Origin of the sequence: Eggerthella hominis, from assembly GCF_014287365.1 — a bacterium.
Lineage (GTDB): Bacteria > Actinomycetota > Coriobacteriia > Coriobacteriales > Eggerthellaceae > Eggerthella > Eggerthella guodeyinii.
In genome coordinates this window covers 282,222-295,003 of the sequence record NZ_JACOOA010000005.1, presented here as the reverse complement: position 1 = coordinate 295,003, position 12,782 = coordinate 282,222, and the positions used below count along the sequence as shown (strand labels likewise).

General features: G+C 67.9%; 12 protein-coding genes. 7 read left to right on the top strand and 5 right to left on the bottom strand.

What is annotated here, in order from left to right:
* The first annotated feature begins 73 nt into the window (after positions 1-73).
* The 6 genes from ahpC to H8S61_RS12495 all read left to right on the top strand — a co-directional run bounded on the left by ahpC (position 74) and on the right by H8S61_RS12495 (position 5,257).
* Entirely contained in the window at positions 74-637 is a 564-nt protein-coding gene (gene ahpC, locus H8S61_RS12520) for an alkyl hydroperoxide reductase subunit C (RefSeq protein ID WP_154333683.1), read from the top strand.
* 275 nt (positions 638-912) lie between these two features.
* The gene (locus tag H8S61_RS12515; protein WP_186939212.1) at positions 913-1,680 is read left to right on the top strand and encodes a class I SAM-dependent methyltransferase; all 768 of its coding nucleotides are present in this window, start codon (positions 913-915) and stop codon (positions 1,678-1,680) included.
* 79 nt (positions 1,681-1,759) lie between these two features.
* On the top strand, positions 1,760-2,911 hold the full coding sequence (locus H8S61_RS12510; RefSeq protein ID WP_160942616.1) for an ABC transporter substrate-binding protein: 1,152 nt from the start codon (positions 1,760-1,762) through the stop codon (positions 2,909-2,911).
* A 3-nt stretch (positions 2,912-2,914) separates the two neighbouring features.
* Entirely contained in the window at positions 2,915-3,943 is a 1,029-nt protein-coding gene (locus tag H8S61_RS12505) for a FecCD family ABC transporter permease (protein ID WP_186939211.1), read from the top strand.
* The gene (locus H8S61_RS12500) at positions 3,943-4,722 is read left to right on the top strand and encodes an ABC transporter ATP-binding protein (RefSeq protein WP_186939256.1); all 780 of its coding nucleotides are present in this window, start codon (positions 3,943-3,945) and stop codon (positions 4,720-4,722) included. The genes H8S61_RS12505 and H8S61_RS12500 overlap by 1 nt, the downstream gene beginning before the upstream one ends.
* 157 nt (positions 4,723-4,879) lie before the next feature.
* Complete coding sequence (locus H8S61_RS12495) at positions 4,880-5,257, top strand: heavy-metal-associated domain-containing protein (protein ID WP_186939210.1); 378 nt, start codon at positions 4,880-4,882, stop codon at positions 5,255-5,257.
* A gap of 39 nt (positions 5,258-5,296) precedes the next feature.
* Here H8S61_RS12495 and H8S61_RS12490 read toward each other — a convergent pair whose 3' ends face one another.
* From H8S61_RS12490 to H8S61_RS12470, 5 genes are all read right to left on the bottom strand, one after another.
* Positions 5,297-5,953, bottom strand: a complete 657-nt coding sequence (locus H8S61_RS12490) for a DUF6320 domain-containing protein (protein WP_186939209.1) — start codon at positions 5,951-5,953, stop codon at positions 5,297-5,299.
* Entirely contained in the window at positions 5,950-7,299 is a 1,350-nt protein-coding gene (locus H8S61_RS12485) for a phthiocerol/phthiodiolone dimycocerosyl transferase family protein (protein WP_186939208.1), read from the bottom strand. Before H8S61_RS12485 ends, H8S61_RS12490 begins: the two co-directional genes overlap by 4 nt.
* On the bottom strand, positions 7,272-8,291 hold the full coding sequence (locus tag H8S61_RS12480) for an alpha/beta hydrolase (RefSeq protein WP_160942622.1): 1,020 nt from the start codon (positions 8,289-8,291) through the stop codon (positions 7,272-7,274). The genes H8S61_RS12485 and H8S61_RS12480 overlap by 28 nt, the downstream gene beginning before the upstream one ends.
* A 207-nt stretch (positions 8,292-8,498) precedes the next feature.
* Positions 8,499-10,931, bottom strand: coding sequence for an FtsX-like permease family protein (locus tag H8S61_RS12475; protein ID WP_186939207.1), 2,433 nt, complete (start codon positions 10,929-10,931; stop codon positions 8,499-8,501).
* Positions 10,932-10,938: 7 nt separating this feature from the next.
* On the bottom strand, positions 10,939-11,670 hold the full coding sequence (locus tag H8S61_RS12470) for an ABC transporter ATP-binding protein (RefSeq protein ID WP_186939206.1): 732 nt from the start codon (positions 11,668-11,670) through the stop codon (positions 10,939-10,941).
* A gap of 448 nt (positions 11,671-12,118) precedes the next feature.
* On the opposite strand from H8S61_RS12470, the gene H8S61_RS12465 reads away from it, so the two are divergent.
* Positions 12,119-12,703, top strand: a complete 585-nt coding sequence (locus tag H8S61_RS12465; RefSeq protein WP_160942625.1) for a TetR/AcrR family transcriptional regulator — start codon at positions 12,119-12,121, stop codon at positions 12,701-12,703.
* The last annotated feature ends 79 nt before the right edge of the window (positions 12,704-12,782 follow it).

Sequence of the window (12,782 nt, the reverse complement as noted above, 5' to 3'; positions counted from 1 at the left end):
AGGTATCATTTATGAGAAAGTTTGCTTTGGATAACAACTTGGCGAAGATAGACCGCAGATAGGAGCAGCAACTATGTCCATGATCAACAAGGAAATCGACGACTTCACCGTCCAGGCGTTCCACAACGACGACTTCGAAACGGTGACGAAGGACGACGTGCTGGGAAAGTGGGGCGTGTTCTTCTTCTACCCGGCCGACTTCACGTTCGTGTGCCCGACCGAGCTGGAAGACCTCGGCGCGCTGTACGACAAGTTCCAGGAAGCGAACTGCGAGATCTACGCGGTGTCGTGCGACACGCATTTCGCGCACAAGGCGTGGCACGACGCGTCCGAGAACATCAAGAAGCTGCCGTACCCGATGCTGGCCGACCCCACGCACAAGCTGGCTGACATCTTCGACGTCTACATCGAGGAGGAGGGCGTGGCCGAGCGCGGCAGCTTCGTGGTGAACCCCGAGGGCAAGATCGTGTGCTACGAGGTGAACGCCGGCAACATCGGCCGCAACGCCGCCGAGCTGCTGCGCCGCGTGCAGGCCAGCCAGTTCGTGGCCGAGCACGGCGACTCGGTGTGCCCCGCCGGCTGGGTGCCGGGCGCCGAGGTGCTGCACCCGGGCATCGACCTGGTGGGCAAGCTGTAAGGAGCGTCGCCGGCCGCTCGGCCGAAAGATGCGATCGCGAGCGCTGCGACGGGGATGCCGTCGCGGCGCTTTTTTGCGCTCGGCGACGGCTGCGCACGCGGAGAAGCGCCCGGGTCCGCAAGGGGTCGAGCGCTTCTCCGCGTGCCCTCGAAGCGCCGCATGCCGCGCGCATCCCGTCCGTTCGTTACCTTCCTGTTGACTTCGTCTGCACCACGCTATACTCTTCGAGAATATTTTATAGGGAAAATATTCTTGATACAGGCGAAAGGAAGGCCATGGACGGTTCGGTGCCGGAGTCCGCGCTTCTCGAACGCTCGCACGCGTACTGGTCACAGCGGGCGGAGGAGTACTCGGCGCTGCACGACGCGTCGCGCCACGAGGCGCTGCGCGACGCCTTCCGCGCGCTCCTGCGCGACCTCATGCCCTGCATCGAGGGGCGGCCTCCGCGCGCGCTCGACGCGGGGTGCGGCTCGGGCTTCATGTCGCTCATCCTGGCCGAGCTGGGATGCGACGTGACGGCCGTCGACTTCTCCGAAGACATGCTGGCCGAGGCGGCGCGCAACGCCGCGCGGGCGGGCGCGACGTCCATCGCGTTCCAGCAGGCCGACGTCCAGCGCCTCGATTTCGACGAGGGCGTCTTCGACTTCGCCGTCTCGCGCAACGTGCTGTGGGTGCTGCCCGACGCGGCCGCCGCCTACGCGGGCATCCTCCGAGCGCTCAGGCCGGGCGGCGTGCTCGTCAACATCGACGCGAACTACGGGCGGGCCTTCAACGCGGCCGTCGAAGCGGGGGACGAGCCCGTGCATCCCACGCAGAGCGCCGCGCAGCTGCGCGAGCGCAACGCCATCGCCGCCGACCTGCCCGTCACGCGCGCGCAGCGGCCGGCGTGGGACCTGGCGACGCTGCTCGAGTTGGGCGCGTCCGAGGTGCGGTGCTTCCAGGACGCGGAGCGGCTGCTGGGCATCGAGGCCGCCGATCGCTTCTCCGCGCAGGCGAGCGCGCAGGAACGTGCCGCGCTGTTCATCGTCAGCGCGCGAAAGTAGCGCGCAGGGGCCGCTCGACCGGGGAAAAGCCGGCTGAACGTATAGAGGGTAGGGAATTCGCAACGAAAGCAGGAAGACCATGGAATTGTTCTCGCGCCGCACATTTCTGAAGGGCACGCTCGTGGGTATCGGCAGCGTGGCGGCCTTCGGCCTCGCCGGCTGCTCGTCCGCACCGCAGGACGAGGCACCCGTCGCCGACGGCGGCGACGCCGAAGGGGCGGCGAAGGCGACCGAGCCCGTATCGCAGGAGGATTGGACCTTCGAGGACCAGGCGGGCACCACGGTGACGGTCAGCGTGCCGGTGCAGCGCATGGTGGTCATGCAGCACCACTCGCTCGACATGTTGGCCCAGCTGGGCATGCAGGACAAGGTGGTGGGCACCGAGAAGAACTGGGAGGGCGACCTGGGCGCGTACATGCGCGACGTGTTCCCCGGCATCGACGACCTGCCCACCCCGGGAGACTTGACCGATTGGAGCGTCGAGGCCATCGCCGCGCTCAAGCCCGACGTGGTGATCGCCGCGTCGCAGGCCGACCCCGACGCGATGAAGCAGGTGTCCGAGCTGGGCATCCCCGTGGTCGTGGTGTCGCTGCGCGGCGAGGGCAAGCAGGCCGAGGCGCAGAACCCGCGCCTCGCCGACGCCGATGCGGCTTACACGGAGGGCTGCCAGTGGGCCATCTCCACGCTGGGCCGCCTGACCGGCGCCGACCAGAAAGCCGGCGACATCTGGAAGATGTGCCTGGAGAGCCGCGCCATCGTGGACGAGGCCATCGGCCAGATGGACGACGCCGACCGCATCCGCGTGTTCGTGGCCAACACGAAGGAGCAGACCTACGGCAACGACAAGTACGTGGGCTGCCAGCTTCTGCGCGCCGGCGCGGTGAACGTGGCCGCCGAGGACATCCAGGGCTACAAGCCCTACACGTTCGAGATGCTGGCTTCGTGGGATCCCGAGGTCATCATCGTGCAGGACCGTTACATGGACGTGTACGATACCATCACGGCCGACGCGAAGTACCAAGAGCTCCAGGCGGTGAAAAACGGCAAGGTGCTGTTGGCCCCGTATTGGACGAAGCCGTGGGGCAACCCCGATACCGACTCCATCGCGCTGGGCGAGCTGTGGCTGGCGAACCAGTTCTACCCGGAGAAGGTGAGCGCCGACACGGTGCGCGAGTACGCGGAGCGCTTCTACCGCGACTTCTACGGCGTCGAGTTCACGGGCACCGTGTAGGCGATGGGCGACGCGAAGGCCACGGCCCGGCGCGGCCTCGACGCGGTGACGGTGGCGGTGCTCGTCGCGCTGCCGCTCGTCTTCGCGGTGGGGTCGCTCGCGCTGGGCGCCTATGCCATCAGCCCGCTCGAGGTGTGCCAGATCATCGTCGCGCGGGTCACCGGGCAGGACGCCGGCGTGGACGCGATGGCGGCGAACCTCGTGTGGGAGGTGCGCATGCCGCGCGTGCTGGCCGCCGCCATGGTGGGCGCGGGGCTGTCGGCCACGGGCGCCCTGTTCCAAGGGCTGTTCAAGAATCCGCTTGCCGCGCCCGACACCCTCGGCGTGTCGAACGGCGCCGGATTCGGCGCGGCGCTGGCCATCGTGCTGGGGCTGTCGGGCTTCGGCACGCAGCTGGGGGCCATCGCGTTCGGCCTGGCGGCCGTGGCGCTGGCCTTCGCCATCGTGGCGCGCGGGCGCGCGTCCACGGTGACGCTCATCCTGTCGGGCATGCTCATCGGGTCGCTGTTCTCGTCGCTCGTGTCGCTGCTCAAGTTCGTGGCCGACCCCACCGAGAAGCTGCCGCAGATCGTCTACTGGCTCATGGGGTCGCTGTCGGGTGTGGGCTACGACGCCCTTTTGGCCGTGCTGCCGCTGTACCTCGTGTTCATGGGCGTGCTGTTCCTGTTCCGCTGGAAGGCGAACGTGCTGAGCCTGGGCGACGCGGAGGCGCGCTCGTTCGGCATCGACGTGGGGCGCGACCGCGGCATCATCATCGCGTCGTGCTCGGTGGTGACCGCGCTCACGGTGAGCATCTCGGGCATCATCGGCTGGGTGGGCATCGTGGTGCCGCATCTGGCGCGCATGCTGGTGGGGCCCGATTTCCGGCGGTTGCTGCCGGCCTCCATCTCGCTGGGCATGTGCTACCTCATCGCCATCGACGACCTGTGCCGCACGGTTTCCGCGTTCGAGATACCCATCGGGGTGATCACGGGCATCATCGGCGTGCCCATGTTCCTGTACTTCATCTACCGGAGAAAGGTTGCGTGGTAATGCGTCTCGACATCGACAACCTGAAGTTCTCCTACGACGGCGGCGGGCGCTCGGTGATCGACGGCCTGTCGCTGACGTACGAATCGCCCGAGGCGCTGTGCATCCTCGGATCGAACGGGACGGGGAAGAGCACGCTTTTGCAGTGCGTCATCGGGGCGTTCAAGCCCACCGGCGGCGAGGTGCGCATCGACGGCAGGCCCGTGGGCTCGTACGCGATGCGCGACCTGGCGCGCCTCGTGGCCTACATCCCCCAAACGCACGTGCCGGCCTTCGAGTACCCGGTCATCGACGTGGTGACCATGGGGCGCACGTCCATCATCGGGCGGTTCTCCACGCCCGGCGCGGCGGACGAGGCGTGCGCGCTCGAGAAGCTGGACTTCCTCGGCATCGCGCATCTGCGCGACAAGCCGTACACGCAGATATCGGGAGGCGAGCGCCAGCTGGTGATGATCGCCTCGGCGCTGGCCCAGGAGCCCGACGTGCTCGTGCTGGACGAGCCGACGGCGCACCTCGATTTCGGCAACCAGTACCGCTTCGTCAAGCTGGTGGAGCAGCTGTGCGCCCAGGGCATGGGCGTCATCATGACCACGCACTTTCCCGACCACGCCCTTGAGCTGGGCGGCACGACGGCGGTCATGGGGGAGGGCCGCATCACGTGCGCGGGACCCGCGCGCGAGGTGATCACCCCCGAGAGCATGGGCGCGCTCTACGGCATCGAGGTGAACGTCGAGCGCATCGGCGGCAGGAGCATCTGCATCCCCGGTCCCTTGGAGGGGTAGGGGCGCGCGGCGCGGGAGACCTCTTGCGCGAGCGGGCTTCGGTGTTACAATTAAGTTAGCTGTATGTAACTATTGGCGGGGCTGCCGCGCGACGCCTCTCGGTCGCGTCGCCGCCGCTCCGCCCGCCACCGACCGCCCGTCGCGAAAGGACGCTGCCATGAACGCATCGACCGCCATCGTCCTGGTCCTCATCCTCGTCATCGCCGTGTTCGCCTGTCGGCGCATGTTCAGGGTGTTCTTCGGCACATCGGACTGCTGCGGGGGCGGCGGGGGCGGCGGCGCGAAGTCGAAGCGCGTGCGCGTGGCCGACACGGACGAGGCGCACTACCCGTACGTCCAGGACGTGCAGGTGGGCGGCATGACGTGTCCCGCTTGCGCGAACGCGGTGGAGAACGCCCTGAACGCGCTCGGGGACACCTGGGCCCGCGTCGACGCGGACGCGGGGTCGGCGCACGTGCTGTCGAAGCGGCCGCTGGACGCCGAGGAGATCAGGGACGCGGTCGCCGGCGCCGGCTACTACGTGGCGCGGCGATAGCGCCGGCCGCGACCGCGCCGCGGCCGGGGCGCCTTTCCCCTACGCCGAGAACAGCTTACGCACCTCGGCCACCAGCTGCTTGCGGGTGAACACGACGAGGCCCAGCAGGAACACGCTGGCGACGAGGGCGCTCACGTTGGCCAGCACGTCCCAGGTGGTGAGCCCCAGCGCGGACAGCGCGAGCGGGATGAGGCCCAGCGCCACGTCGAACAGCAGGTACTTGGCGTAGCCCGACACGAAGGTGCCGCGGAACACCGCGAGCAGCACGCCGTCGAACACGAGCGCCAGAAGGCAGATGCCGGGGATGACGAACGTCGTCACCACGAGGTTGCGCGACACGAGGAACCACACGGCGGCGATGGCCAGCAGCACGAGGAAGTAGCGCACCACCACGCGCAAAAAGTCGGGCGTGTGCGTGATGATGTTGCGCACGAACAGGTAGTTCACCACGAGGCCGAGGCACACGGTGAGCACGATGTCGCCCGGCAGGCCCAGCAGGTTGCCGAGGAACAGCATGACCAGCAGGCATGCCCCGGTGGCGAACGCCAGCACCGCCAGCGCCAGCGCGCCCGACTTGCGCACCTCGTTGCGCGGGAACACCGACGGCGACGCGTCGCCCTCGAGCTCGGACTGGCACAGCGGGCACCGGTCGAAGTCGCCGGAGAACCTCACGCCGCATTTTTCGCATCGCTTCATCGGCCGTCGTCCTCCCTCGCGTCCGTCGCTTCGCCGCGCGCGGGACCCTGCCCGCCCAGGCGCTTCATCGACGCCTCGATCTTCGTCTCGATGCGATCCTCGGCCACCTCTTCGCTCGTCTTGTTGAGGTTGAGCGTGCCCTCGATGCCGCGCCCCGAGAAGAACCGGCAGAAGTTCTTGATGATGTCGGGGTTCGAGTACACCGTGGATATGCCGATGCTCAGGTCGTCGCCGAACGAGCACGCCATGAAGTTCATGCCGGTGGTGGACGTGAGGATGTTGACGTCGCGGAGGTAGGGGGCCAGCCGCTCGTCGATGCGGATGGTGCCGAGGTTCGACATCGTGGTGGTCACGTCGCGCGCGGCCACGCGGTCGGCCAGCTCCAGGATGGCGTCCTTCACGAACAGCGGGGCCAGGCGCAGCAGCGGGTTCTTCTCGAGCTTGATCATGCGGTTCATGCGGCTCTTGAGCTCGTCGGCCTGCGTGGCGGCTCGAAGCTGGTCGTGGATCTGGCGCGCCACGACCTCGACGGGCTCGTCCTCGTCGCCGGGGATGTAGGACACGAAGGCCAGCCCGAAGAAGTTCTTGACGGTGGTGGACTTGAAGAAGCGCCGCAGGTCGACGGGCACGTCCATGCGGATGGCCCGCTGCCGCTCGCGGCGCGGCATCTCGGCGCGGATGGAGCACATGATGACGGCGATCAGCAGCGCGGTGAGGCTGACGCCGCAGTCGTGCGCGAGGTCGAGCACGCGGCCCGCGGGCAGATGGTACTCGAAGAACGTGGGGTCGGCCTTGTCGCGCCAGCCGGAAAGGCGGTACACCTTCGGCGCGCGCGTGGGGGCGGCCTTGTCGCGCTCGAAGTACTTGTCGAAGCTGTTCTCCGCCTTCTGGTGGTCGGAGCCGTCGTACTCGGGCGACACGCCCTCCACCCCGTAGCGCTCCTCGATGTAGGCGTGCAGCAGCGCCTTGAAGAAGCTCAGGGAGCCGCGCCCGTCCGACACGATGTGCGACACCTCGAGGTTGATGCGCGCGGCGTGGTAGCTGACGCGGAACAGCACGCTCTTCGCGTGGACGTGCAGGCCGTAGCACAAAGGGAGGTTCTCGCGGTGCACGGCGGGCGGCTCGGCGGCCTGCTCCAGGTAGTGCCAGAACATGCCGCTGCGCAGGCACACGTTGAAGTTGGGGAAGGCGGACACCGTCCTCTCGAGCGCGCGCTGCAGCGTCGCGGGATCCACGTCGTCGCGCATGGTGGCCGCGTAGCGGAACACCGTTTGAGCCGAGCTGCCCGCCTGGGACGAGTAGAACTTGCCGACGTTGTCTAGTCGGTACCAAGTATCCCGAGCCATGCGGGTTCACCCTCCTGCGCAAGCTCTTCGCCGTCGAGGAAGTGCTTGATGATGCGGTACGTGTCTTTGACCAGGCTGAGGATCGACGGGTACAGCAGGTAACCGTGCACGGCGTCCAGCATGCGGTAGCATTGCACCTCGCCGCCCTCCAGCTCCAGGCGCCCGGCGTACGCCTCGCCCTCGTCGCGCAGCGGGCAGTACTCGGCGCTGATGACGAGCGTGCGCGGCTGGCCCGACAGGTCGGGGTCGAGCAGCGGGGCGAAGTAGGGGTTGTCGAGGTCGGCGGGGCAGGAGCGGTACAGCTCCATGTAGCCCTCGATGTCGCGCCAGGTGAGCAGGTAGTCCTCGCCGTTCTCGCGCACCGAGTCGAACCACGACGTGAAGGGGTCGTGGTCGTTGTACGTGACGGGGTACAGCAGCATCTGCGTGCGCGGCTCGAAGTCGCCGCGGTCGCGCGCCATGAGCGACAGCGCCGCCGCGAGGTTGCCGCCCGCGCTGTCGCCGAACAGCACCACGTGCTCGGGGTCGACGTCGGCCAGCAGCGTGCCCGCGTACAGCTGGCGCGCCACTTCGTAGCAGTCTTCGGCCGCCTGGGGGAAGCGGTGCTCGGGCGCGCGCCGGTAGTCCACCGACACCACGCGCCGCTCCAGCTGGATGGCCATGGTGGTGCACGCGTCGATGTAGAAGTCCACCGTGCCGTTCACCCAGCCGCCGCCGTGGAAGAACAGGATGGTGCCGCGGGAATCCTCGCACACCTTGAGCCCCTCGGCGAGCGAGAAGTCGAAGTCGAGCGGGGTGAACACGCGCAGCGGCACCTCGAAGCCGTCCGGCATCGTGGCGGTGGCCTCGTCGATGCGGCAGCGGGGGTTGGGCAGCACGAGCTTGGCGCTGACGTCTTCGGCGAAGCGCTGCGCCTTGTAGAACTCCCTGATGTCGGGCCGAAGCCGCGTTGCTGCCTTGAATGCAGCGAGAACCGCCTTGTTGATGGGCATGCGATGCCGTCCTTTCTCGGAAGCCCATCGTAGCATAAGCGCGCCCCGGCAAGCAGAGCGTTACGCAAGGCTCACCCAAGAGAGGAGGGCGGGCGCGTTCACCGGCCCTCCCGCGCACCGCGCGCGGCATGACCCCATCCCCGGGAGCGCGCACCCTCCCGGGAGCGCGAACGGGTGTTTCACGTGAAACATCCGTTCGTGGCGCGGCTACTCCTGCACCTTCAGCGCCAGGGGCACGCGCTTGATGCGCCTCGTGTGCAGGAAGGCGACGACGGCGTACACGGCCACGCCGATGAGCACGACCACGACCAGGCGGTCGGCGGGCGTGAACACCTCGATGCTGCCGTTGTACTTCATGAACACCACCTTGAGCAGGGCCGTGATGCCGCCGATGACGAGCGGCAGGCTCACCAGCAGCGACGCGATCACCGTCACCGTGATGGAGTGCAGGTACAGCTTGTTGATCTCGCCGTCGCGGTAGCCGAACACCTTCATGTACGAGATGGCCCGCGCGCTGCGGTCGATGACGGTCTTGGTCAGCAGGTACATGAGCACGAGGTAGACGAGCACGGCGGCCGCCACCAGCATGCCCACCATGTCGCCCATGGAGTCCCGCATCTGCGCGCCGATCTTGTCCATGTCGGCCGGCGTGAGGTCGCTGGCCAGGTACCGCTCGTCGAGGTCGAGCGCCTCGTCGGACGCGTAGCCGTTGAAGTGGCCGGCGTCGTTGCCGAACAGCTCGTTGAAGTCGTCGAGCGACATATAGACGGCCGTGTCCGTGGAGCCGCCCACCACCGAGGTGGGCACGAGGTCGTAGGACGTGTCGGCGTACGCATCGTCGAACGTGGCGGGTTCTCCCACGACCATGCCGCACTTCTCCGCCAAGCCGCGTCCGACGGCCACCTTGCCGCCGCCTACGTCCACGTCGTCCCAGTAGCGCGAATCCTCCTGGACGCCGTACACGGTGACGGTCTCGGCGCCGCTGTCGAGGGGCCGGGCGGTTTCCAGCTGGGCGGCCGCGTACTTCTCGGCCTGCGCGATGGCGGCGTCGGCGTTCTCCCGCGTGTTCACGGGGTTCGCGTCGGCATCGACGCCGGCGGCCTTCTGCGCCAGCTTCGCCAGCTCCGTCGGGTCCATGGCCTCGAGGTCGGCTTGCGATGCGGTGGCCAGCGTCGTCGCGGCGGCGAAGGCCTCGCGCTCCTCGGCGCTCGCGTCGATCTCGAGCGGCGCCTTCAGCGTGTACTGGTGCTCCGCCGCCAGGTTGTCGCGCAGCGAATCGGCGTAGTGGTCCATCGTCGGCATCATGCACAGGCCGAACAGCAGCAACAGGCTGGCGAACGCTATCCCCACGAACAGCGTGGCGAAGTGCGAGAGGTTGCGCAGGAACACGCGCAGCCGGAAGCGGGCGACGAAGCCCAGGCGCTGGTTGAGGCGCATGCCGCCGCGCACGCCCGCGCGCGCCGTCTCGCGGCGCAGGAACTGCAGGGGCGTGCAGCGCAGCTTCCGGCACAGGCCGACGAACGTGATGCCGATGAGCAGGGCGAACGGCAGCACCGTGGTCAGGAGGAACACGCGCCAGTTCCAGAACGCCTCGTAGGGAGGCAGGCTGTAGCTGTTGTAGTAGAGGTTCTTCATGGGCTCGGCGAGGGCCGTGTAGCCCAGCACGTTGCCCGCGACGGCGGCCGCCAGCCCCACGAAAAGCGGCAGCGCCAGGTAGTGGCCGATCAGCTCGCGCTTGCGGTAGCCCGAGGCCAGCAGCGTGCCGATGATGGCGCTTTCCTCGTCGATGGTGGCCGAGGTCAGCACCACGAACACGAACGCCATGATGATGACGATGAGGAACAGCAGCACCTCCCACATGAGCTGGTCGCCCTCGACGTCCTCGCCGGGGTAGACGATGCCCTGGTTCGCGTCGGCGTCCACGAGGTCGGTGAGCACGGCGCCGTTCTCGCCGAGCGCCTCGACCAGGTCGCTTTCCAGGTCGGTGCGGTCGGCGGGCGACAGGCCGCGGTCGTCGCAGACGAACGAGTAGGTGAACGTCTCGCTGCCGGACAGCCCGTCGAACGCAGGCGCGTCCACCACGCCCGAGCTGAACGTGAGCGTGTTCATGACGAAGTCGCTGTTCTTCTCGAAGAGCGCCGCGTAGTCGGGCAGCGTCATGATGCCCGACACGGCGAAGGCCCGCCCGTCCACCTGCACCTCGTCGCCCACCTCGATGCCGTTGTGCTCGCAGAAGACGCGGTCGAGCGCGATCTCGTCCGCGCCGCGTGGGGCGCGGCCCTCGACGTAGGCGGCCTCGTTGAAGCCGGTGCGGTTCTGGTGGATGCGCACGACGGCATCCTGCACGCCGCCGTCCTGGGCGAGCGCCAGGTCGTAGCTGAAGTTCTCGTGCACGGTGACGCCGAGGTCCTCCACGGCCTCGACGGCCTCGACGGGCGCCTCGAAGCTGGTGGTGAAGCGGCCGTCCTCGACGACGTAGGCGTCGCGCATGCCGTCGATGATGCGCTCAATGCTGCTGGCCGCCACCAAGAAGCCCGAGACGAGCGTGATGGACACGGTCATGAGCAGGAAGATGCCCAGGTACTTGCCCAGGTTGTGCTTCAGCTCGCGGGGCAGGCGGCGGACGAGGGGAGAAGGCACGGCGCACCTACCATTCCAGGTTGCGGGCGGGCACGAGCGCGGCGTTGCGCTCGTCCTCCACGAGCGAGCCGTCGCGCAGGCGCAGGATGCGGTGCGCCATGTGCTTGATGGCGTCGTTGTGCGTGACGATGACGATGGTGCAGCCGAAATCGCGGTTGACCTGCTCCATCAGCTCCAGGATCTCCTTCGAGGTCTGGTAGTCCAGCGCGCCGGTGGGCTCGTCGCACAGCAGCAGGCCGGGGTTCTTCACCAGCGCGCGGCCGATGGCGCAGCGCTGCTGCTGCCCGCCGGACACCTGGCGGGGGAACTTGTCGCGGTGCTCCCAAAGGCCGAGCGAGTGCAGCAGGTCGTCGAGCGGCAGGGGGTTCTTGCTGAGGTAGCGGCACACCTCGATGTTCTCGCGCACGGTGAGGTCGGGCACGAGGTTGTAGAACTGGAACACGAAGCCCAGCTCGCGGCGACGGTACTCGCCGAGGTCCTTGGCGGAGAGCCCCGTGAGCTCGCAGCTGCCGACGCGGATGCTGCCGGCGTCGGCGGGCTCCAGCCCGCCCACGAGGTTGAGGAACGTCGACTTGCCCGAGCCCGACGGCCCCAGCAGCACGCACACCTCGCCCTTCCCGATCGAGGTGGCGATGTCCTTGAGCACCGTCACGCGGGCTTCGCCTTCTCCGTAGTGCTTGTACAAACCGTCTACCGTGAGAAAAGGCCGGGCAGGCGAGACGTTCGTGCTCTGGTTCATGGGCGCTCCTGTGCGGATGGGTATAAGTTAGATGCATCAAACTTTATAGCACTCGCCCTCGGACAGCGCAAGGAAGAAATACCTTTCGGAACACGAACGAATGTTTCACGTGAAACATTCGAAGCCGCGCAACGCTTCAGCGCGAGGGGGCGCGGCGGGCGCGGAGGGTGCAGGGGGCACGGGGCGGCCGGGGCGCGGCGGGCGCGGAGGGCGCTGGGGGCTGGGGGTGCGATGGCGCGAGGGGCGCGAGGCGGCCGGGGGAGGGCGGCCGGGGGAGGGCGTACGCAGAGGGCGTACGCAGAGGGCGGCCGGCCGCGCCGCTGCGCCGCTGCGCGTTTTTTGCCGCGCTGGAAGGGCGGGTCTGATTTCGTTAAACATTGTTCATTGACAATCGTTCAATGGCGTGGCATGATCGACGAGGAACGACGGCGAGGCGGAAGGGCGCGACGTGGTGCGAACGGTGAAGGATCCGGAGGAGCGGAAGCGGGACATTCTCGAGACGGCCATGGAGCTGTTCGTCGAGCGCGGCTACGAGGCGGTGTCCATGCGCGACATCTCGCACGCGGCGGGCATCACGCCGGGGCTGTGCTACCACTACTTCGACTCCAAGCAGAAGCTGTTCTCCGCCGCCCTCGAAGCGTACGCGGAGGAGTGCTGCCGCGACTACCTCCGCATCCTCGACGATGCGAGCATCTCGCTGACCGACAAGATCGACGCGCTGTTCAGCGCCGTCGCCGACGAGGGAAGCCTGCGCTACCACGAGTTCTTCCACGAGGAGGGCAATCGGGAATTCCACCGCCAGCTCGGCTTCGAGCTGTGCGACCGCATCCGCCCGCACATGGTCGCCGCCCTCAAGGCCGACGCGCGCAAGCGCGGCGTGACGGTGGCGTCGCCCGAGGTGCTGGTCGATTTCATCACGCACGGGCAGATGAACATCCTGACGAGCGCGAACGCGCCCGACCCCGAGGCGCTGGCGCTCGTTCGGAGCTACGTCTACGCGCTCCTCGATTCCCAGACCGCGCCGCTGGACTAGCCGCCCCATCCCGCCACACCCGCCCCGGCCCGCCGGGGCATTTTTCGAACCGATGATTGAACAGCGTTTAATGAAGCGA

Bases quoted from the DNA above. Each gene is read 5' to 3' on its own strand.
- ahpC (WP_154333683.1), top strand. From the start codon at position 74: ATGTCCATGATCAACAAGGAAATCGACGACTTCACCGTCCAGGCGTTC.
- H8S61_RS12515 (WP_186939212.1), top strand. From the start codon at position 913: ATGGACGGTTCGGTGCCGGAGTCCGCGCTTCTCGAACGCTCGCACGCG.
- H8S61_RS12510 (WP_160942616.1), top strand. From the start codon at position 1,760: ATGGAATTGTTCTCGCGCCGCACATTTCTGAAGGGCACGCTCGTGGGT.
- H8S61_RS12505 (WP_186939211.1), top strand. From the start codon at position 2,915: ATGGGCGACGCGAAGGCCACGGCCCGGCGCGGCCTCGACGCGGTGACG.
- H8S61_RS12500 (WP_186939256.1), top strand. From the start codon at position 3,943: ATGCGTCTCGACATCGACAACCTGAAGTTCTCCTACGACGGCGGCGGG.
- H8S61_RS12495 (WP_186939210.1), top strand. From the start codon at position 4,880: ATGAACGCATCGACCGCCATCGTCCTGGTCCTCATCCTCGTCATCGCC.
- H8S61_RS12490 (WP_186939209.1), bottom strand. From the start codon at position 5,953: ATGAAGCGATGCGAAAAATGCGGCGTGAGGTTCTCCGGCGACTTCGAC.
- H8S61_RS12485 (WP_186939208.1), bottom strand. From the start codon at position 7,299: ATGGCTCGGGATACTTGGTACCGACTAGACAACGTCGGCAAGTTCTAC.
- H8S61_RS12480 (WP_160942622.1), bottom strand. From the start codon at position 8,291: ATGCCCATCAACAAGGCGGTTCTCGCTGCATTCAAGGCAGCAACGCGG.
- H8S61_RS12470 (WP_186939206.1), bottom strand. From the start codon at position 11,670: ATGAACCAGAGCACGAACGTCTCGCCTGCCCGGCCTTTTCTCACGGTA.